Genomic DNA, 19,404 nt, shown 5'->3' on the forward strand with positions numbered 1-19,404 from the left:
ACGGATCGACCCGGCGCTGCGCTCCGGATACCCAGCCGAGCCGTCACCATGGCCCGGCTGTTGTGCAGCTTATGCCGATTGCCGTCAACGGCCCGGCGACACCGATTTCTGGTCGACTCCGCGTCGAGGTTCGCCGGCGCCGTTTCCTACCGGTCGCGGCCCGTCTCACGTCCGAGTGTCCGTTGCGCCTTCGCCACGGGCGCGGGCAACGGACGCTCGGACGCGAGACTTCAGAGATCTAGCGATTGTTGTATTGGTAGAAACCCGCGCCGGTCTTCTTGCCGAGCAGTCCCGCCTCGACCATGCGCATCAGCAGCGGCGGTGCCGAGTACAGCGGCTCCTTGAACTCGCCGTACATCGAGTCGGCGATGGACTTCACGGTGTCCAGGCCGACCAGGTCGGTCAGCGCCAGCGGGCCCATCGGGTGGGCGCAGCCGAGCACCATCGCCTTGTCGACGTCCTCCTTGGTGGCGAAGCCGGACTCGACCATCCGGATCGCCGACAGCAGGTACGGCACCAGCAGCGCGTTGACCACGAAACCGGAGCGGTCGGCCGAGCGCACGACCTGCTTGCCGAGCACGTCGCCCGCGAACGCCTCGGCCCGCGCGGAGACCGACTCACTGGTTTTGAGCGTGGTGACCAGCTCGACCAGCGGCAGCACCGGGACGGGGTTGAAGAAGTGCATGCCGACCACGCGCTCGGGGTTCGCCGTGGCGACCGCGATCTTCATGATCGGGATGGAGGAAGTGTTGGAGGCCAGCACGGCCGAAGGGTCGGTGACGACCTTGTCGAGCTCGGCGAAGATGCTCGTCTTCACCTTCTCGTCCTCGAGCACCGCCTCGACCGCCAGCTGACGGTCGGCGAAGTCGCCGAGGTCGGAGGTGAACCGCAGCCGCCAGGCGGCCTGCTCGCGTTCGCGCTCGGTGATCTTGCCGCTGCTCACGCCGCGATCGAGGGACCGCAGGATGCGCGCGCGGCCCGCCGCGGCCAGTTCCCGGGTCTGCTCGTACACCAGTACGTCGACGTGCGCCCTGGCACACACCTCCGCGATTCCGGCGCCCATCTGGCCGGCGCCGATGACACCGACGCGTTGGATCTTTTCGCTGCTCACGTCCCGCTCCTGCTGGGTTGTCTGGCTCTGGGGTGGCTGGTCTGCGAAGGTGTCGCTCCGGTGTGAGCGCGCCCTTCGATGGTCCAAGGTATAGGGATGCCCTCCCCGCCGGGGCTGTTCAGCGGGGAGGGCAGTACACCCCTACCGGAGTAGAGGATTGTCGGTTTTCACGTCGGGAACCTCACTTCCCTTGGCGAGCACCAGTTGTGTTTTTCGAACGGCTCAGTGGAACTGGCCCTCTTCGGTGGAGCCCTTGAGCGCCGCGGTGGAGGTGTTCGGGTCCACGGTGGTGGCGATGGTGTCGAAGTAACCCGCGCCGACCTCACGCTGGTGCTTGATGGCCGTGAAGCCACGCTCGGCGGCGGCCTTGAACTCGCGCTCCTGCAGGTCGACGAAGGCGGTCATGCCCTCGCGGGCGTAGCCGTAGGCCAGGTCGAACATGCCGTAGTTGAGCGAGTGGAAGCCGGCCAGGGTGATGAACTGGAACTTGAAGCCCATCGCGCCGAGCTCACGCTGGAACTTCGCGATGGTCGCGTCGTCCAGGTGCGCCTTCCAGTTGAAGGACGGCGAGCAGTTGTAGGCCAGCAGCTGGTCCGGGAACTCGCCACGGACGGCCTCGGCGAACTTGCGCGCGACCTCGAGGTCCGGCACGCCGGTCTCCATCCAGATGAGGTCGGCGTAGGGGGCGTAGGCCTTGGCACGCGCGATGCAGGGCTCGATGCCGTTCTTCACACCGAAGAAGCCCTCGGGGGTGCGGGTGCCGTCCAGGAACTCACGGTCGCGCTCGTCCACGTCCGAGGTGATCAGGGTGGCGGCCTCGGCGTCGGTGCGGGCGATGATCACCGACGGCACGTCGGCGACGTCGGCGGCCAGACGCGCGGAGGTCAGGGTGCGGATGTGCTGCTGGGTGGGGATCAGCACCTTGCCGCCCAGGTGGCCGCACTTCTTCTCGGAGGCCAGCTGGTCCTCCCAGTGCACACCGGCGGCGCCGGCGGCGATCATGGCCTTCTGCAGCTCGTAGGCGTTCAGCGCGCCACCGAAGCCGGCCTCGGCGTCGGCGACGATCGGGGCCAGCCAGTTCTGAACCGAGGTGTCGCCCTCGACCTTGGCGATCTCGTCGGCGCGCAGCAGCGCGTTGTTGATGCGGCGGACCACGGACGGAACCGAGTTGGCCGGGTACAGCGACTGGTCGGGGTAGGTGTGGCCGGACAGGTTCGCGTCACCGGCGACCTGCCAACCCGACAGGTAGATGGCCTTCAGGCCGGCGCGGACCTGCTGGACCGCCTGGTTGCCGGTGAGAGCGCCGAGGGAGTTGATGTAGTCCTCGTTGTTGACGAGATCCCACAGGATCTCCGAGCCGCGGCGGGCGAGGGTGGCCTCCTCGACGACCGTGCCCTGGAGCTTCGACACCTGCTCCGCGGTGTAGTTACGGGTGACGCCCTTCCAGCGCGGGTTGGTGTCCCAATCCTTCTGGATTTCCGCGGTGGTCCTCGGGGTGCCGGTGGTCGACATCTGTGACTCCACTTCCTCGTTCGGTGCTGCCGCCCGGTCGAGCTACGAAACAGCTCGTACTGCTGGAGCGGCGATTTGCAGGCTTGCTAGGCCCTTGGGGTGTACTTCCACACGATGGCACATGAAGAAATAGGCGTCTACCTGTTGTTAGTGTGAATCTGAGCTAGGTTTTCCGCCCTCTTTGCTAAGTCTGCAAAATTTGCCCTCGAATTGCAGTAGTGCAATCTACCGGCCGGTAGCTCTGACGTGGGATTTTAGCGTAACGCTCGTACTGTTAGCGATCGGCGAGCGGCCCCCTTATCCCGGCTCCGCCATTCCCAACTGTGAGGACCTTCACAGGACCACTGTGGCCCACGCCACGCGTCGATCACCGGCTCCGATCGCCCGGCTTCCTCGGTTCCGAACCCGGAGCGTGTCTCTCCGCCCGCCATGCGCGCTCCACAGCTGCCCGCCATGCGCGCTTCGGCACCCGACCATGCCCGCTTCGGCACCCCACCATGCGCCCCCAAAAGCCGTCAGTCGGATTCCTCGGACCATCCCCATAGCCGGTGTCGTCGCGCGGAGTCCGGCGTCATCCGCCCGGCCGCGACCAATGCCGCGAAGGCGGCGCGCTTGCGGGGACAGTCGTGTTCACGATGCAACTGCATCGCGCGATGAGCGTCCGCGAGCGTGAATGTTCGCCCCGGCCGGTTACACGTCCACGCCTCGGGCCAGGTCACCGACCGCAACGAACAACGGGCTCGGGTGGCCCCGCGCGCGGGGCCGGGACGGCGTGGCCGGGCGATCGGCCAGACACACGCGATCCCGACCGCGGCGAACGCGCCACCCCCGACCACGGCGAGAACGCTCTGCACTATGTGCCACACGCCCACGGCCGCTCGCCTTCCACGGCGCAGCTGTTGTCTGCGTCCGGTGTAGACAGCGCCGGCCGCGCGAGCCCGTCGAGCACCTGTTGAAAGGTCACCACGTCCGGCGTCCCCTCGAGCGCCGGTCCACGCTCGCTGTGGTCGATGGGGAAGACGATACCGCGACGATGAGCCCGCTCTCGCGGGCTGAACTGCTGCGGCACCATCCGGCCGCTCTGCACCAACGTGCAGTAGGCGACCCACTTCCAGGCGCACTGCTCGATCCGGCAGGCACGATGACGCTGCATCTGCTGGTGCGCCACCTCGAGATCAGCGGATGCGCAGGCGCGCGGCGGAACGACGATCACGTGTCGATTCATCACGCCGCCCCTGCTCCGACCCTCGGCCCAGCCTGCGCCGACCGCGCCCAAGTGCACTGCGGGCAAACAGTTTCCAGATCGAACCCCGCGTCACAGACCAACGCGGGCCGGTTGTCCACATGCTCGAGATCGAAAACAACGATCACCTCGATCTCTAGCCCGCCCGCGATCGCGAGCACGTACCCGATCGGATCATCGACATCGACCGGTGGACGAACCGTATAGACGTATCGGTAGCCGAGCGCGAGAGCATGCCGCCGCACTGCATCGGCATGCCGTAGTGCGTCCGAGCCGGACACGTCGTTGCGAACGAGCCCGATGGCCTTCGGCTTTCCACTTACCTCGTTCCGTGATGAAACGACGCTACGCGCATGTGTCATGGTGCCCCCAGAACCTCGTCGATGTGTTGACTTCGGGGCGTCCGGATGACCAGTAGTTCCAAAATGTTTCGGCATGGTTGCCACCCGAACGCTGTGATTCAGCACACCATCGCCCGATACAATGAATCGAGCCGATCTGGGATTCCCAAGCGAACTCGTCCCAAGTCGCAGGATCGGTCCCAGATCGCAGCTGCGGAGCGTTCCAACTCCGCCTTCCATCAATCCCGAATCCGCAGGGGGTGCAATGAGTTCGACCGGTGAAGACGAGGCCTCAACCCTGCCCAGGCGACAGCTCGGGCGGTTTCTCCGGGAAACGCGCGAGGGACAGGGGCTCACAATCGACCAAGCCGCGCAGCTGGCCGAACTGAGCAAGAGTGGACTGCACCGCATCGAAACGGCACAGGTAGCAAAAGTGAAGATCCGCGAGGTCAAAGCCCTCTGCGAGATCTACGGTGTGGATCCCCCGGCCACTCGCCGCGCGGTGGAACTCGCCGAACAAGCGCAAGTCAAAGGCTGGTACACAGCTTTCGGTGGTCTGTTCACCGACACCTTCAACATGTACGCAGGACTCGAGGCGTCTGCACGTCGACTGGTTATTTACCACGAGCAGATTCCAGGGCTACTGCAAACGGCCTCCTATGCGCGAGCGGTGATCAGCGCGTTCTACGCGGATGACGCACCAGAACATATCGACCGGCGCGTAGAACTTCGGATGAAGAGGCAGGCGATCGTCACTCGCAAGTCCCGCCCGCTCGAGCTGGAGGTTTTGCTGCACGAGTCGGCGCTGCACCGGGTCATCGGTTGTCCGCGAGTCATGGCGGCTCAGCTGCGGCATCTGGCCGAGATGAGCAAGCTGCCGAATGTCACCGTGCGGGTGCACCCATATGCCGCTGGCATGGTGTGGGGCATTCTGCACGGTCAGTTCGTTGTCCTCGACTTCGGCGTCGATCACAAGGGTAGGCCTGCGGAGCCGCCGATCGTCTTCCTTGAAGGCGGCCCGAGTGCGGACGTTTACCTCGAAAAGGCGGATGAAGTGCGGAAGTACTATGAACTCGCTGCGGCCATCCGGACGTCGTCGCTGGATGAAACCAGATCGCGAGACCTGCTGAGGCGGGTAGCAAGGAGCTACGAGGCGTGAAGACCGACCTATCCGGGGCGAAGTGGTTCAAAAGCAGCCACAGTGAGAGCGGGGGCCAATGTGTCGAGGTCGCCTGGCTGGGCAACACCCATGTCGGTGTCCGTGACTCCAAGAACTCCACTGGGCCAGCGTTGATCTTCCCACCCTCCGATTGGGATGCCTTCACGGCAACTATCACCGATGGTGGATTCATTTTCTCTAAGTGAGCACGCTTCCTGCTCGCCGACACGCGGCCCGAACTCTGGCATGCATTCTCAGGTACGGGCCGCTCGGCCCGCCCGACTATTCCGGCTCACGAGTGGCACATGAGCGAGAGCCCCTCTCGCGTTTTGCCGCAGCCTTGTGCCACTCGTGGCGGAAGATGGCCGATCCGAAGGGGGCGTGTTCTCTCGAGGAGTGTTCGGCCCTATGGGCGAATGGCAGGATGGGCATGGTATAGACGAAGCAGTGCGAGGCGCACGGTTGCTGGCCGCTGATATCGAAGAATCCTTGGGGTTATCGGCACAGATCAGCACCGAGTACACCGAGGACTGGCGGAGATTCGGCGAGCAGTCCGATCGCCCGGTGCCGAAAGCTTGGGTGAGCATTGGAGTGCCGGATGCAGGCACCTCCGCGGCGCTCGACCCCACCAAGTCGGGCAGCGGCACGGCAGAGGGCTTCGCGATGGAGTTGGTGCGAATCCTTCAGGACGACATTCAGATTCACATAAGCGAGCCGTGGCCGAAGGACCCCACTGCCAGCGGCCGGGCGCTGGAACCGACCGAGCGCGGTTGGCGAAGCCGAACGGATCCCGGGTATCTCGTGCCGTACGGCAGGCTGGGCCGCTGAGCGGGCATGCGCATGGGCATTGTCCCCGACCTGGGCGCAGGATCAGTCCGTCTGCGGCAATGATGTAGCGAGCCGGACTAGGCTCTATCCCGCCAATAACGTGTGGTTCGACAAGATTTCGCCGACCCGCGCGGCCCATCCGGCCGGATGCGTCAGATTCCCGTTGTGCCCGCCGGGAAATTCCACCACCGGCACGCCGCGCAGTGCCGCCAACTCGTGGGCGGCCTTGTAGTCGAAGACGTGCTGTGGGGTGGTGTGCCCGCAGGCCGGGACGACGCGCACTGGCGAGTGGCGCAAGGCCGCGACGTCGAGGTGGTCGGCGCGGATCGCGGCGAAGTCGTGCCCGAGGAAATATTCGAAATTCGCGGCGCGCTCGGGGCCGAGCGGCGGTGCGGTCACGTCGGGTTCGCGATCCTGGCTCTCCGGATCGATCCCCAGCGTCCGCACCATCGGAGCGAGCGCCGCCTGCCAGCCGAGCTCGGCGAACACCTGCTCGCAGTGTTCGAGTTCGCCCATTTGGGCGGCGCGGTCGGCGGCGGCGAGCAGCCACGGCGTGACGGGCTCGTGCGCGACGAGAGTGTGCAGCCGGTCCGGGTGCTCGACCGCCAGATGCAATCCGATGGCCGCGCCCATGCTGCACCCGAGCATTGCCACGGGCTCGTCGGTCAACGTGGACAGCAGGCGATAGACATCGTCGGCGTGCGTCGCGACCGAGGCGGGAGCGCCCGGATCGCGAAGGACGCTGCGGGACAGTCCGCGCCGGTCGTAAGTGACGACGGTGAAGCGCCGCTCCAGATGACGGACCAGATCTTCGCTGCGCCGCGCGTCCCCCTCGCCGCTCTGCGAGATCACGAGCATCGGGCCGCTGCCGCGAACTTCGTAGTACAGGTCGGCTCCGGGGACTTCGAGAGTGCCGGTGGCAATCGTGTTCATGCGGACCAGGCTAATCCATCAGTTCAGATACATCAACTCTGATGCATCTGAATTGATGTAAAGTTCTCCGTCGTGGACGGAGTCGAACTGTTCCTGCTGGGCCGGACGTTGATGAAGATCGGCGAGGAGGCGCTGCCGACGGCGGGACTCGGCGGCGGACACCGCCCCGTGCTCGTCGTGTCGAGCGACATCCTCGAGCACCCGGACAGCACCGTGGGCGAGATCGCCACCCGCACCGGATTACCGCAAAGCGCGGTATCCACCGCCGTCGCCAGACTCAAGGAGGCCGGTGCGATCACCTCGACGGTCGACCCACGCGACCGCCGGCGCACCCTCGTCCGCGCGGCCGACCATGCCTCACCCCGAGTCGCCGAAATACGAGCAACACCCGTGGACGACGCGGTGGCAGCGGCACTGGCCGACAACGACCCGGCCGCACTACGCGAGGTGCTCGACGCGCTCACGACGCTGACCCGCCACCTCCGACCACGCGAACCCCGCACCGACCTCTGACGCCCGCCACGAGCCGCCCGACGACCGGCACATCAGCGAGAGGTCTTTTCGCGTTTCGCCACAGCCATGTGCCACTCGCGACGCGTCAGGGAAGGTAGACGCAGCCGCCCATGCCGAGGTAGCTACGGATCGAGCAGATCAGATTGTTCACTGTTTTGCCCGAGCCGGAGGATGAACCAGTGCTGAGCGGGTCGGCTATCGCGGCGGGCGCGGTGGCCATGACCGGCAGTGATAGGGCGGCGGTGACCAGCACGGTGGCCGCGATTTTCTTCGTCATGTTTTTTCCTGCCGTCATGAACGCGAGAACTAGTTCCGGCACTCGTCTTCACTGTCGCCACGAAGCATATGAATGACTGAATGCCGGTGATAGCCCCCACTTTTCGCGTCTCACCTCGGCGTGCGCACCTATCGCTTTCCGGCTCTGAAAGCCAACGCTCATATGATGGTTCGGCTACTTCGTTGCTGGGTTGCGGTCCGGGCGAACTCAAAAGGATGCAACCGGTGGGTGCACCGCGCGCCAATGTCGCGCTATGTCGATGCGGCGGGTGATCCAGACCTGGTCGTAGGACTGGATGTGGTCGAGTAGGCGTTCCAAGGCGGCGGTACGGGCGGGGCGGCCGATGAGGCGGCAGTGCAGGCCGATGGACAGCATTTTCGGATTACCTTCCGCCCCTTCGCGGTAGAGGACGTCGAAGGCGTCGCGGACGTGTGCGAAGAATTGTTCGCCGGTGGGGAAACCGGCGGGCGAGGCGAATCGCATGTCGTTGGTGTCCAAGGTGTAGGGCACCACCAAGTGGTCGCGGTCGAGCACCCGCACCCAATAGGGCAGGTCGTCGGCATAGGAGTCGGCGTCGTAGGCGAAACCGCCGTGCTCGACCACCAGCTCTCTGGTGTTCGGCGAATCGCGGCCGGTGTACCAGCCCAGCGGCGGTGAGCCGGTCAGTTCGGTGAGGACGCGCACCGCCTCGGCCATGTGCGCACGCTCGGTGTCGCGGTCGGTGAGCTGGTAGGACTTCCAGCGCAGACCGTGGCAGGCGATCTCATGGCCCAATTCGCCGAAGGCGGCCACCGCCTCCGGGTTGCGTTGCAGAGCTCGGGCGACCGCGAAGATCGTCAGCGGCAACCCGCGCCGTTCGAAGACGCGCAGCACTCGCCACAACCCGGCGCGTGAGCCGTACTCGTAGAGCGACTCCATGCTCATGTGGCGGTTCGGAAAGGCTTCGGCGGGAGTCATTTCCGACAGGAACGTCTCAGAGAACTCGTCACCGTCGAGGACGTTGTTCTCGCCGCCCTCCTCGTAGTTGAGCACGAACTGGACCGCGATCCGCGCCTCTCCCGGCCACTGCGGGTCCGGCGGACGCGGGCCGTAGCCGACGAAGTCCCTCATCAGCGCGCCTCACGAAAACACTGCTCGGTACGCGCTGCCGATGCCCGCGTGTTCATGTGCCGAGCTCGCCCCGCAGGCGCAGCTCCACACCGTGTGGACGCCCACGCGTACATACGCCGAGCAGGCGCGGCCCGACACACTGCCGACATTCGCCCGCTCATGCGCCGAGCTCTCCGTACAGGCGCAGCCGCGCCAGCCCGCCGTCCGGGTAGATGTCCAGCCGCACCTCCTCCACCGACGCCGCCATCGGCGCGATCGGGAACCGGTGCCTGGTGTCGGGTTGGAGCGGGGTGCGCGGCAACAACTCCAGCTCGGTGCCGTCGTTGGTGCGACCGGTCAGCCGGGCGGCGCCCGGACTGTTGCCCAGGAAGTAGGACGTGTCCAGCTCGGCGAGCCGGATCAGTCCCGGCCCGGCCAGGCGGATGCGCACCCAGTCGTTGCCGTCGTCCCTGCGGCGGGCGGTCTCCCAGCCCTCACCCATGGACCGGGCCCAGCCGGGATACAGCAACTGGTTCGGCGAGCTGTAGAAGCGATTGGAGCAGTCCAGCACCAGCGCGCCGTTCTCCAGCGCGGCCAGGTCCAGCGGACCGAGGCCGAGCAGGCGCGGGTCGGGCCGTCCTTCGCCGTGCACCCGCAGCCTGGCCACGCCGCCGTCGGGGTGCATGGTGAGTTTCACATGCGTCCAGCGCTTCTCGTTCTCGACGGCGAAAGGATTGCGGTGGTCGCCCGCAATCGGCGAGCGATCGACCAGCATCACCCAATCGTCGCGTGCGGCGATGGTTTCCGCGGGCGGATAGTCCTCGACCTCCAACGCGGACACCGAGACGGCGGGCGGGTAATTGCCCTTGAACCACGCCGTGTCCACCACGATCCCGCGGATCACGCCGGGCACGCCGAGCCGCACGATCGCGGCGTCGTCGCCGGGTTGCCCGCGGTGTCGGCGGGTCTCCCAGCCGTCGTAGATCTGTCCTTTGTGCCCGAAGTCGGACGGCCGGTACTGGGCGGGCCCCGGGTTGATCAGATTCTCTTTCTCCGCGAAGAATTCGTCGTTCGCCCAGATCACCGAACCGCCCAGCGGCCGGACCGCCAGGTCCGGCAGCAGCGTGAATTCGTCGTCGTCGCCCCGGTCACGCATCGCGTCTCCTGTGTCGTGCGGGATCGTCCCGTTCGGATGGCCGATCACGGCGCCTCCGGTATCGGCGCGCGTGCCGCCAGGGCTCGCAGAACCGTCTCGGTGAGTTCCGGAGTCCCCGCGTCCGGGCGGGCACCGCAATCGATGCCACGGAGCACCGTGGCGGCCAGCGCTTCCGCGGTGGCGGGCTCGTCGACGATGTCGCCGCCGCGTCGAGCGAGGTAGTCCCGCAGGCGCGGCACCGCGACGTCGATCGCCCGGCGGAAGAAGTCGTAGGTGGCCAGCCAGCGGGTGACCAAGTGACCCGGATGCATGTCCCAGCCCTGGTAGTACCCGCGCCGCAACGCCCGGGCAACCAATCGGTGGTGGTTGCGCAGCGCGGCCTCCGGGTCGGCGTCGGGCACGATCTGGGTGGAACCATCGCATACCCACACCCCGGTCTGCGCGGCCGCGACTTGCATGACCGCCTTGGCGTAATCGGCGGCCGGGTGGTCGAGCGCCTGATCCGGTGCGGCGACCCCACAAGCGGCGGTGTAGTCGTACGTACCGAAATGCAACGCGCTGCATCGTCCTTCGGAGAGGGTGAGCATGGCGGCCACCGGCGCGGTGCCATCCGCGGCCAGGATCGCCTGCGGGCTCTCGATCTGTAGTTCGAAGCACAGGCTGCCCTCGGCGATGCCGTACCCGCGTTCCAGCCCTACGCACAGCTGCACCAGGGCGGGAACCTGCTGCGCCGCACGGATCTTCGGCACCGTGAAGACGAACCCCTCGGGCACGCCGCCCGCGCCCTCCAACACGAGGCCGAGCGTGCGCAGCGCGCGGCGACGCTCGCCGCCGCCCAAACCCTTCATCCGGATGCCGCTGCTCGCCGGGCCTCCGGGGCGCCGTGCCCAGGCAGCCAGCACCGCGCCCGCCGCCGTGGCCGCGCGGTCCTCCTCGGCGTCGGCGCGCAGGCCGTAGCCGTCCTCGAAGTCGATGCGCAGATCCTGGACCGGGTCGGCTTCCAGCCGTTTGCGCACGTCGGGAAGCGAATCGGTGCCGTCGAGAGTGGTCAGCAGATCGTGGTGGCGGTCGAGTAGTTCGACCGCGGTCGCGCCCCATTCCCCGGGAGTCTCCTCGGTGACCCGGTCGGCCGGGACGTACACGGTGTGGATCGGTTGCGAGCGACCGTTCGAGCCGGGGTATCGGCGGCGCAGCTCGGTGTCGACCGCGTCGAGCATCGCCTCGATCCGGGCGCGGACGTTCTCCGGCACCTTCGTCATCGTGATCCCTTCTCCCGCAGGGCGGCCCAGACCCGGTCCGCGGTCATCGGCAGCCCGTACAGCCGCACGCCGACCGCGTCGCGGATCGCGTTGGCCAGCGCGGGCGCGACCGGGTTGTACGGCGATTCGCTCATCGACTTGGCCCCCAACGGACCGAGCGAGTCGGACGTCTCGGCGAAGTAGACCTCTGTGCGCGGTACGTCGGCGAATTGCGGTATGTGGTAGTGCCGCAGGGTCTGCGCACCCACCACACCGTGCGCGCTGCGCATGTCCTCGTACAGCGCCGTGCCGATGGCCTGAGCCGCGCCGCCCTCGATCTGCCCGCGGCACTGCACCGGGTTGAGCACCGTCCCCGCGTCGGCGGCCTGGATCGATTGGAGGATGCGCACTGCCCCGGTGTCCGGGTGCACGGCGACGCGGAAAGCGTGCACGTTGAAGCTCACCGACCTGGGACTGCCGTCGTGCTCGGCGCGCGCGGTGAGGTCGCCACCGGTCAGCAGTTCGGCGGCGGTGAGCAGCCGGTCGCCGCAGTGCACGCCGCCGGAGTTCAGCGCGCAGTCCCGCTCGGCGACGCCGGTCAGTTCCGCCGCCCTGGCCAGCAGAAGCCCGCGCAACGCGCACGCCGCCGCGTAGACGGCCTTGCCCGCGACCACGATGCCGGTGGAGCCGAACGCGCCGGTGTCGTGGTCCACCAGGTCGGTGTCGCCGTGCCGGACCACGATGCGGTCCACCTCGGTGTCCAGCGCGGTAGCGGCGAGCTGCGCGTGCACCGTCGTCGTTCCGTTGCCGAATTCCGCCGTGCCGACCCGGATCTCGTAGCGGCCGTCGGGCAGCAGCGCGGCCGTCGCGGTCGACCGGTGACCGCGCGGCGGGACGGTCGCGATCATCGCGGCGGCCATGCCCGTACCCACCCGCCACTCCGGGCCGGGCGCGTGCACGTCGTTGCCGCGCAGCAGCGCTCGTTCGGCGAGGTCGAGGCATTGGTCCAGGCCGTAGCTGCCGAACATGAGGTCGCTCTCGTTCACCGCGGCGCCGACGAACCGGTCGCCCGGCACTACCGCGTTGGTGCGGCGCAGTTCGAACGGGTCCATGCCGAGCGCGTGCGCGAGTTCGTCGAGAGCCGACTCCACCGCGAAGATCACCTGCCCGAGGCCGTATCCGCGGAACGCGCCGGAGGGAACGTTGTTGGTGTACACCGCCTGCGCGTCGACCCGCTTGTTGGCACAGCGGTACAGCTCCACCGACTCACCGACGCCGTGATACATCACCCCGCCGCTGTGATTGCCGTACGCGCCGGTGTCGGCGAGCACGTCGACCGCCAAGGCGGTCAGCACACCGCGCGTGTCGGCCCCCGCCGTCACCGCGACCCGCATGGGATGGCGGCAGGTCGCGGCGGTGAATTCGTCGGAGCGCGTGAACTCGTATTGCACCGGTCTGCCGGTGCGCAGCACGGCCAGCGCGATCAGGTCCTCGGCCAGCATCTCCTGTTTCGCGCCGAACCCGCCGCCGACCCTGGCCGCGAATACCCGCACCTGCGCGGACGACCGGCCGAACAGGCGGCACAATTCGTCGCGGACCAGGAACGGGACCTGGGTGCTGCACCGGATGACCAGGCGTCCGGCGTCGTCCAGCCAGCCGACGCCGCCGTGTGTCTCCAAGTGCACATGCTGACCCCGCGGCGAATCCCAGACGCCGCGTACGACATGCGCCGCGGCAGCCAGACCCGCGGCGACGTCACCCACCTCGCCGTGCAGTTCGGCGACCAGGTTGCGGCCGGGATCGACGATCCGGGCCGAGGGGGGCTTGTCGCCGTGCAGTTTCGGCGCGTCGGGGCGCAGCGCGTCCTGCGGTTCGAACACCGCGGGCAGGACCTCGTAGTCGACCTCCAGCAGACGGCATCCCTCGCGGGCGATCGCGACGCTGTCGGCCACCACCGCGGCCACCCGCTGCCCCACGAAGCGAACCGTGCGGTCGAGCACGTAGGTGTCGTCGGGGTCGTCGGTGCGCAGCTCGTGCCGCGCGGTGGAGAACGGCACGTCCGGCGCGTCGGCATGGGTGAGCACCGCGTGCACGCCGGGTAGTGCCTCGGCGGCGGTGGTGCCGATCGAGCGGATTCGCGCATGCGGGTGCGGGCTTCGCAGCACCGCGATGTGCAGCGGCGCGGACGGTGGCGCGGTGTCGGCGTCGCCCAAGCGCGGCAAGTCGAAGGTGTACGGTTCGCGTCCGGAGACGATGCGCGGCCCGGCCGGGGCGCCCGCTCCCACGATCGGCGCGGCCGGATCCGGTGCCACGGCGGCAGGATCGTCCGGAGTGAGCTGCTCGCCCAGCGCGGCGCGGATGGCGCGGTAACCCGTGCAGCGGCAGAGGTTGCCCTTCATCAGCTCGGCGAGTTCGTCGCCCGACACGCCGGCCTGCTCGTCGGCGGCACACCCGAGCCCCGCGGCCGTGACCACCATGCCCGCGGTGCAGAACCCGCATTGGAACGCGGCGTCGGCGACGAACCGGCGCTGCACCGGGTGCGGATGCTCGGGCGTTCCGAGTCCGGCGGCGGTGGTGACAGCGCGTCCGGCGGCGCGAAAGGCGGGAAAGACGCAGGAGTGCACCGTCATTCCGTCGACCAGCACCGAGCAGGCCCCGCAATCGCCCGTGTCACAGCCCTTCTTCACCGCCAGGTTGCCGCTGTCGCGCAGCGCCGTCCGCAGGCACTGACCCGGCCGCGCCGCGATGTCGACGGTCCTGCCGTCCACTTCGAATCGCATCAGCTTCCCCGCAGTTCCGCGGCGACCTCGTCGGCGAGCACTCCCGAGACATGCCTGCGCCACTCCGGCGACCCGTGCGGATCGTCGAACCACAACGCCGAGTCGATCGTGTGCATGGCATCGCGCATCTCGCCCTCGGAGGGCGGGGCGGCGAAGTCCAGGACGACGGGCCTGATCGTGGCGGCTGTGATCGTGACCGCGCTACGGCCACTGCCTTCCCTCCGCCCCATCACGACGGCGCCGGATCGGCCGAGCGGGGCGAGCGCGATCTTTCGAAAGCTGGTGCGGGCCAACAGACTCGAGCGCGGCAGGCGAATCGAGCGCAGCACGTCGCCGGGCCGCAGCGCCGTACGACCCGGACCGAGGACGAACTCCCGCATCGGAATCTCCCGATCGGCGCCGTCCGCGGCCCACACCAGCGCCGTTCCGTCGAGCGCCACCAGCGCGCCGAGCACCGCACCCGCGGGCAACGCCAGGCAGACGTTGCCCCCGACGGTCGCGGTGCGCCAGATCTTGTGCGAGGCCAGCAGCGCCCGGCAGGACCGGGCGAACAGCGCGGTGCCCGGCCACGGGTCGCGCAACACCCCCGTCCCCAACTCACGGCCCGGCGCGGCTCCGGCGAACTCGGCCAGGGTGCAAGTCGCGGCGATGTCCAGTCCGCCATCCACGATCTCGAACGCGGGCCACCCCAGGCCGGTGATGTCGACCAGGCGCAGCAGCTGATCCTGCGGCTCGGAGAACAGGAAGGTTCCTCCGGCGAGCACCGCGGTGGACGCACCGAGCACGGCCAGGTCTTCGCGCTCGCGAGCGACCACCACCTCGCGAATCGTGTCCAGGTCCACGTCTCACCTCGTTCCTGCCTCTCCGTCACCGTAGAGCCAGTCGGTTGCCGCCGTATTGCGCGCGACGCACGTCAGATTGCGCGGCCGTTACCTCGCCGCGCGACGGGCGCCCGCGCCCGGGAACCGCCCCGGCCGCGCGCTTACGCGGGCGTGCCGTCCGCGACACCACGGCTCGCGCCCGCCTACCGGCCGTCCGAGCCGACACTGCTTCAGTATTGCTCGTCCGGCCTGACCAGGCACGACACCCCGCCCAGATCAGCGTGACGATTCTCCTCGACGAACGGCTGGGCGACGATATCGCCACCGCACCCGGCATTCCCGCCACGCCCAACTACGCGGCTGGGCGAGAGTGCCGCGCGCCGCGGCACCAACTCCCGGCCCGGCCACACCGACAGCACCGCCCGGTTCCCGATGCTGCTCGCGGCACAGTAAGGCAGGTGGGCGAACTCCCCCGGCCCACGTCCCCCGCTTCGACCGGCACAGGCCGTACGGCGACAGCACCCGCTGCCGGTAGGCCGATCCCGCACTCCGGCAGGGCCGCCGAGGGCTGCTGCGCGCGAGTCGCTCACCCCGCCTTCGCGAGCAGCTTCGCCTGCGCCCGCGCCACCTCGGCGGCGACCACGTCGGTGTCGACCGTCCGCACCTCGCCGTCGCGCACCACCTCGCGCCCGTTCACCAGCAGCGCCGCCAGCGGTGGAGGCGAGCCGAGCACCAGTGCGGTCACCGGATCCGCGATCCCGGCGTGCGCGGCGGTGTCCAGCCGCCACAGCGCCAGGTCCGCCAGCTTGCCGACCTCGATCGAACCGATGTCGGCGGCGCGGCCGAGCACCCGCGCGCCGCCCATGGTGGCCAGTTCCAGCGCGGTGCGCACGGTCATCGCGTGCGGGCCGCCCCGATTGCGCGCCCACAGCAAGGCGTGGCGCGGCTCCTCGATCATCGAACCGGCCTCGTTGCTCGCCGCGCCGTCCACGCCGAGCCCCACCGCAACGCCCGCGCGGACCAGGTCGGCCACGCGGGCGATGCCCGCGCCGAGCCGCGCGTTCGACGTGGGGCAATGCGCCACGCCGGTACCGGTCTCCGCGAGGGCGGCGAGCGCGTCGTCGTCCAGGTGGACGGCGTGCGCGTACCAGACGTCCGGACCGAACCAGTCCAGCCGCTGCAGGTACCGCGCGGGCGTACAGCCGAAGGTCGCCAGGCAATAGTCCTGCTCGTCGATGGTCTCGGCGAGGTGGGTGTGCAGCCGGACCCCGAGCTCGCGGGCCAGCGCCGCCGACTCGCGCAGCAGGTCGGGGGTGACCGAGAAGGGCGAACACGGCGCGAGCGCGATCCGCAGCATGGCGTCGGACGACGGGTCGTGCCACCGCGCGACGGCCTCCGCGCTCGCGGCGAGGATGTCGTCCAGGCGTTCCACCAGGTGATCGGGCGGCAGGCCGCCCGCGCTCGCGCCCAGATCCATCGAGCCGCGACAGGGATGGAACCGCAGGCCCACCTGCGCCGCCGCGGCGATCTCGGCGGCGAGCGGGTCACCGCCGTCGCGCGGGAACACGTAGTGGTGATCGGTGGTGGTGGTGCACCCGGTGCGCGCGAGAGTGGCGAGCGCACCGGTGGCGGCCACGCGCACCCCGTCCTCGTCGATGCCCGCCCAGACCGGATAGAGCGTGGTGAGCCATTCGAACAGCGTGTGGTCGGTGGCCAGGCCGCGGGTGATCCATTGGTAGAGGTGCTGGTGGGTGTTCACCAACCCGGGCGTCAGCAGGCAGCCGCGCCCGTCGACGTGCCGCGCGTCCGCGCCGAGGTCCGGCGGATCCCCCGCGCCGACCGCGTCGATCCGGTTGCCCCGCACGACGACGTACCCGCGGGCGTACTCGGTCCCCTGGGCGTCGACGGTCGCGACGGCGCAGTCCGCGATGACGGTCACCTGCTCCACGCGGGACCCGCTTCCGGCGCGTCGGCCCGCGCAACGGTGGCGTGGATCAGCCCGTAGGGGCGGTCGTCGGCGTGGTAGACCTCCCCGTGGTTCTCGATGCCGAAGCGGCCCAAGTCGTAGTCGAAGTGATGCTTGTTCGGCGCCGCGAGCCGGATCTCGGCCAGCACCGGATACGCGGTCAGCGCGGCCTTGCCCATCTCGAACAGCGTCTGCTGCAACGCCTTCGAATGCAGCGTCGCGAAGGTCTCCACCAGCCGCGCCCGCACGCCGGTGTAGACCTCGTCCCAGTCGATGCCCGCGCTGCTCGCGAAACGCCATTCGGCGATCAGTGACGTAGCCAGCATCCGATCACGGGTCGGCGCGAGCACGGTGAACTCGTCGTTCAGGAAGTCGGCGAACTCCGAGCCGGTCGACTTGAGGATGATCAGGTCCTTCACCCCGCCGACGACCCAGGCCCGCCGCTCGGCGCCCTTCCCCGCCACGGTGACCGCCGCGGTGCGCACTTCCGGTCCCTGCCGCACCCAGGTGTGATCATGTTCCACACCGTCGACCGTCACGCGCTGCCAGGCGTATTCGTCGACCTCGATACGCGCGCTGCGCACCGGTTCGATCTCGGCGACGAAATGATCGGCCAGCGCGAGCGCGTAGTCCTCGATGGCCCGCAACCCGGGCCGCTTCGCGAAGGCATAGGCCGTCTGCTTCTGTGAGTCGGTGGGCAGGACCTTCGCCTGGTCGCCCGCGACGTACGCGTCGGCGAAATCGCCGCGCAGCACCGTGGACACGTTCACGTCGCGAATCTCGTGCCGTGCGCTCTGCCGGTGGATCCGGACGACCCGGTTCTCCGCCTTGCCGTATCGGTGGTCGGTCAGCACGATGGGCCCGGTCAGTTCCATGCTCAGCTCCCTCGATAGGTGGAAAAGGCGAAGGGCGACAACAGCAATGGGACGTGATAGCGCCGTTCCTCCGTCACGGCGAACGCGATGCTCACCTCGGGATAGAAGGTCTCCACCCCCTGACCCGCGAAGTAGGCGCCGGTGTCGAACACCAACCGATAGGTTCCGGCTTCGAGCGCTTCGCCCAATGCCCGGATTCGCCCGTCCGCGCCTGTTTCGCCCGAATCGAGCTGCCGCTCCTGCTGGTACAACGTCACCGTGACACCCGCGGCGGGCACGCCGCGCACCGCGTCCAGCACATGGGTGCTCAGCGTGCTCATGACAGCTCCGCCAGCAGCGCCCGCAGCCGGATCCGATTGATCTTGCCCAATTCTGTTCGCACGACCTGCCTTTCGGTCTCGGGATCATTGCGTAACCGGGCAGTGAGCAGCGCGAGCAGCTCCTCACCCGACTTTCCGCTCGCACACACCAGGTAGATGTGCCCGAACCGTTCCTCGTATGCGCGGTTGCCCTCGGCGAGCGCCGCGCGTACCGCGTCGGCCGCACCCGCCACTCCGGCCTGCTCCCGCGCCGAAGCGGCGGAATGCGGTCGTTCGCCGATCCTGGGGTGACCTGCCATGGCCGAGTCGAGCTCGGACTCCGGCAGCCGTGCCAACGCTCCGTCCGCCGCCTCGAGCAGCGCCTCGACACTCCGGTACGGACGGCCCGCGACCAGCGACCGCGCGAACTCCGGCGACGAGCAGCAGCCGAGCGCCGCCCGGTAGGCCGCGTCGGCGGACAGCGCGTCGAACGCCGCGATACCGCGTCGCTGATCCGTCATCGGACCAGCATCGAATACGACCGGACGAGCCGCCACCGGAAGCGGAGGGATCGCCTTCGGCGTGTCGCTCCGGAACCACGCCTGAGCACCGGTTTCCCATCATGCGGCGCAGACCGGCCGGTATTACCTTTGAGGCATGGCCGACCCTGATCGCCCCGCCGTCGCACCCTGCGCGGGCGTCGTGCTCGCCGCGGGCGCCGGAACCCGCTACGGAAAACCCAAAGTGCTCGCCGAGGACGGCGCCTGGCTGCGGTCCACGGTCGCCGCGCTGCGCGGCGGAGGTTGCGACCCGGTCATCGTGGTCCTCGGCGCGACCGGCCCGACGCCGGGGATCGTCGACCTGCCGCCGGGCGTACGGCACGTCTGGGCGGCGGACTGGGCGACCGGACTGAGCGCATCGCTACGGGCGGGCCTGATCGCCGCGGCCGGCACCCCCGCGCGCTACGCCGCGATCATGCCGGTGGACACCCCCGATGTCGGCGCCGACGCGGTCGCCCGGGTGCTCGCCGCCGCGCTCGCGGCACCCAGCGGTCTGGCACGCGCTGTGTTCCACGACACACCTGGACACCCTGTTGTTATAGCCCACAAGCACTGGAATGCGGTTTGTGGGTCGGCGGCAGGAGATTCCGGCGCCCGCACCTATTTGACCGGCAGAAACGATATGGTGTGCGTCACGTGCGACGATTTGGCGACGGGCGTCGATCGTGACTTCCCGGCCACGACCGCACGGTGATCGGAGCTA

The 19,404-nt window shown here is 68.7% G+C and carries 20 protein-coding genes; 5 read left to right on the plus strand and 15 right to left on the minus strand.

Annotation, left to right across the window (positions count from 1 at the left end; translation table 11 throughout):
• Window positions 1-238: 238 nt before the first annotated feature.
• The 4 genes from ACWESM_RS26115 to ACWESM_RS26130 form a co-directional block, all read right to left on the minus strand.
• Window positions 239-1,111 (minus strand): 3-hydroxybutyryl-CoA dehydrogenase, encoded by an 873-nt coding sequence (locus ACWESM_RS26115; protein ID WP_355071840.1) that lies wholly within the window; start codon window positions 1,109-1,111, stop codon window positions 239-241.
• A gap of 222 nt (window positions 1,112-1,333) precedes the next feature.
• Window positions 1,334-2,623: an isocitrate lyase gene (gene aceA, locus ACWESM_RS26120; protein ID WP_355071838.1), complete on the minus strand. Its 1,290-nt coding sequence runs from the start codon at window positions 2,621-2,623 to the stop codon at window positions 1,334-1,336.
• An 853-nt stretch (window positions 2,624-3,476) separates the two neighbouring features.
• The gene (locus tag ACWESM_RS26125) at window positions 3,477-3,836 is read right to left on the minus strand and encodes a hypothetical protein (protein ID WP_452493991.1); all 360 of its coding nucleotides are present in this window, start codon (window positions 3,834-3,836) and stop codon (window positions 3,477-3,479) included.
• A gap of 11 nt (window positions 3,837-3,847) precedes the next feature.
• Window positions 3,848-4,111: a hypothetical protein gene (locus ACWESM_RS26130; protein WP_452493993.1), complete on the minus strand. Its 264-nt coding sequence runs from the start codon at window positions 4,109-4,111 to the stop codon at window positions 3,848-3,850.
• A 361-nt stretch (window positions 4,112-4,472) separates the two neighbouring features.
• On the opposite strand from ACWESM_RS26130, the gene ACWESM_RS26135 reads away from it, so the two are divergent.
• The 3 genes from ACWESM_RS26135 to ACWESM_RS26145 all read left to right on the plus strand — a co-directional run bounded on the left by ACWESM_RS26135 (window position 4,473) and on the right by ACWESM_RS26145 (window position 6,194).
• Window positions 4,473-5,366: a helix-turn-helix domain-containing protein gene (locus tag ACWESM_RS26135; RefSeq protein ID WP_452493995.1), complete on the plus strand. Its 894-nt coding sequence runs from the start codon at window positions 4,473-4,475 to the stop codon at window positions 5,364-5,366.
• The gene (locus ACWESM_RS26140; protein WP_452493997.1) at window positions 5,363-5,572 is read left to right on the plus strand and encodes a DUF397 domain-containing protein; all 210 of its coding nucleotides are present in this window, start codon (window positions 5,363-5,365) and stop codon (window positions 5,570-5,572) included. The genes ACWESM_RS26135 and ACWESM_RS26140 overlap by 4 nt, the downstream gene beginning before the upstream one ends.
• A 202-nt stretch (window positions 5,573-5,774) precedes the next feature.
• The gene (locus ACWESM_RS26145) at window positions 5,775-6,194 is read left to right on the plus strand and encodes a hypothetical protein (RefSeq protein ID WP_364424400.1); all 420 of its coding nucleotides are present in this window, start codon (window positions 5,775-5,777) and stop codon (window positions 6,192-6,194) included.
• 84 nt (window positions 6,195-6,278) lie between these two features.
• On the opposite strand, the gene ACWESM_RS26150 is transcribed toward ACWESM_RS26145, so the two are convergent.
• Window positions 6,279-7,127 carry an alpha/beta fold hydrolase gene (locus tag ACWESM_RS26150; protein ID WP_452493998.1) on the minus strand — a complete coding sequence of 283 codons (849 nt, stop codon included), beginning with the start codon at window positions 7,125-7,127 and terminating at the stop codon, window positions 6,279-6,281.
• Window positions 7,128-7,199: 72 nt separating this feature from the next.
• On the opposite strand from ACWESM_RS26150, the gene ACWESM_RS26155 reads away from it, so the two are divergent.
• Window positions 7,200-7,640 (plus strand): MarR family winged helix-turn-helix transcriptional regulator, encoded by a 441-nt coding sequence (locus tag ACWESM_RS26155; RefSeq protein ID WP_364424404.1) that lies wholly within the window; start codon window positions 7,200-7,202, stop codon window positions 7,638-7,640.
• Window positions 7,641-7,725: 85 nt separating this feature from the next.
• Here the strand turns inward: ACWESM_RS26155 and ACWESM_RS26160 are convergent, their stop codons facing one another.
• The 10 genes from ACWESM_RS26160 to uraD form a co-directional block, all read right to left on the minus strand.
• The gene (locus tag ACWESM_RS26160) at window positions 7,726-7,917 is read right to left on the minus strand and encodes a hypothetical protein (RefSeq protein WP_355071823.1); all 192 of its coding nucleotides are present in this window, start codon (window positions 7,915-7,917) and stop codon (window positions 7,726-7,728) included.
• A gap of 207 nt (window positions 7,918-8,124) precedes the next feature.
• Window positions 8,125-9,027: an allantoinase PuuE gene (gene puuE, locus ACWESM_RS26165; RefSeq protein ID WP_364424408.1), complete on the minus strand. Its 903-nt coding sequence runs from the start codon at window positions 9,025-9,027 to the stop codon at window positions 8,125-8,127.
• A gap of 157 nt (window positions 9,028-9,184) precedes the next feature.
• Entirely contained in the window at window positions 9,185-10,162 is a 978-nt protein-coding gene (gene alc, locus ACWESM_RS26170) for an allantoicase (protein WP_355071820.1), read from the minus strand.
• A 44-nt stretch (window positions 10,163-10,206) separates the two neighbouring features.
• A complete protein-coding gene (locus tag ACWESM_RS26175; protein WP_355071819.1) occupies window positions 10,207-11,421 on the minus strand; it encodes a DUF6986 family protein in 1,215 nt (404 codons plus the stop codon).
• Window positions 11,418-14,180: a molybdopterin-dependent oxidoreductase gene (locus ACWESM_RS26180; RefSeq protein WP_452494001.1), complete on the minus strand. Its 2,763-nt coding sequence runs from the start codon at window positions 14,178-14,180 to the stop codon at window positions 11,418-11,420. The genes ACWESM_RS26175 and ACWESM_RS26180 overlap by 4 nt, the downstream gene beginning before the upstream one ends.
• Window positions 14,180-15,022, minus strand: a complete 843-nt coding sequence (locus ACWESM_RS26185; RefSeq protein ID WP_356962653.1) for an FAD binding domain-containing protein — start codon at window positions 15,020-15,022, stop codon at window positions 14,180-14,182. The genes ACWESM_RS26180 and ACWESM_RS26185 overlap by 1 nt, the downstream gene beginning before the upstream one ends.
• A 565-nt stretch (window positions 15,023-15,587) precedes the next feature.
• On the minus strand, window positions 15,588-16,949 hold the full coding sequence (locus ACWESM_RS26190; RefSeq protein ID WP_452494003.1) for an 8-oxoguanine deaminase: 1,362 nt from the start codon (window positions 16,947-16,949) through the stop codon (window positions 15,588-15,590).
• A complete protein-coding gene (gene pucL / locus ACWESM_RS26195; RefSeq protein ID WP_397279613.1) occupies window positions 16,937-17,842 on the minus strand; it encodes a factor-independent urate hydroxylase in 906 nt (301 codons plus the stop codon). The genes ACWESM_RS26190 and pucL overlap by 13 nt, the downstream gene beginning before the upstream one ends.
• 2 nt (window positions 17,843-17,844) lie before the next feature.
• Complete coding sequence (gene uraH, locus ACWESM_RS26200) at window positions 17,845-18,162, minus strand: hydroxyisourate hydrolase (RefSeq protein ID WP_355071813.1); 318 nt, start codon at window positions 18,160-18,162, stop codon at window positions 17,845-17,847.
• Window positions 18,159-18,662 (minus strand): 2-oxo-4-hydroxy-4-carboxy-5-ureidoimidazoline decarboxylase, encoded by a 504-nt coding sequence (gene uraD / locus ACWESM_RS26205; protein WP_364424421.1) that lies wholly within the window; start codon window positions 18,660-18,662, stop codon window positions 18,159-18,161. The genes uraH and uraD overlap by 4 nt, the downstream gene beginning before the upstream one ends.
• Before the next feature lie 136 nt (window positions 18,663-18,798).
• Between uraD and ACWESM_RS26210 the strand changes: the two genes are divergently transcribed.
• Complete coding sequence (locus ACWESM_RS26210) at window positions 18,799-19,395, plus strand: nucleotidyltransferase family protein (RefSeq protein WP_355071810.1); 597 nt, start codon at window positions 18,799-18,801, stop codon at window positions 19,393-19,395.
• The last annotated feature ends 9 nt before the right edge of the window (window positions 19,396-19,404 follow it).

It is taken from the genome of Nocardia sp. NPDC003999 (assembly GCF_053604885.1).

What these genes read in the sequence shown, in the direction of transcription:
- ACWESM_RS26160 (WP_355071823.1), bottom strand. Translation starts at nt 7,917, where the DNA reads ATGACGAAGAAAATCGCGGCCACCGTGCTGGTCACCGCCGCCCTATCA.
- ACWESM_RS26135 (WP_452493995.1), top strand. Translation starts at nt 4,473, where the DNA reads ATGAGTTCGACCGGTGAAGACGAGGCCTCAACCCTGCCCAGGCGACAG.
- ACWESM_RS26175 (WP_355071819.1), bottom strand. Translation starts at nt 11,421, where the DNA reads ATGACGAAGGTGCCGGAGAACGTCCGCGCCCGGATCGAGGCGATGCTC.
- ACWESM_RS26180 (WP_452494001.1), bottom strand. Translation starts at nt 14,180, where the DNA reads ATGCGATTCGAAGTGGACGGCAGGACCGTCGACATCGCGGCGCGGCCG.
- pucL (WP_397279613.1), bottom strand. Translation starts at nt 17,842, where the DNA reads ATGGAACTGACCGGGCCCATCGTGCTGACCGACCACCGATACGGCAAG.
- ACWESM_RS26150 (WP_452493998.1), bottom strand. Translation starts at nt 7,127, where the DNA reads ATGAACACGATTGCCACCGGCACTCTCGAAGTCCCCGGAGCCGACCTG.
- ACWESM_RS26145 (WP_364424400.1), top strand. Translation starts at nt 5,775, where the DNA reads ATGGGCGAATGGCAGGATGGGCATGGTATAGACGAAGCAGTGCGAGGC.
- puuE (WP_364424408.1), bottom strand. Translation starts at nt 9,027, where the DNA reads ATGAGGGACTTCGTCGGCTACGGCCCGCGTCCGCCGGACCCGCAGTGG.
- uraD (WP_364424421.1), bottom strand. Translation starts at nt 18,662, where the DNA reads ATGACGGATCAGCGACGCGGTATCGCGGCGTTCGACGCGCTGTCCGCC.
- alc (WP_355071820.1), bottom strand. Translation starts at nt 10,162, where the DNA reads ATGCGTGACCGGGGCGACGACGACGAATTCACGCTGCTGCCGGACCTG.
- ACWESM_RS26210 (WP_355071810.1), top strand. Translation starts at nt 18,799, where the DNA reads ATGGCCGACCCTGATCGCCCCGCCGTCGCACCCTGCGCGGGCGTCGTG.
- aceA (WP_355071838.1), bottom strand. Translation starts at nt 2,623, where the DNA reads ATGTCGACCACCGGCACCCCGAGGACCACCGCGGAAATCCAGAAGGAT.
- uraH (WP_355071813.1), bottom strand. Translation starts at nt 18,162, where the DNA reads ATGAGCACGCTGAGCACCCATGTGCTGGACGCGGTGCGCGGCGTGCCC.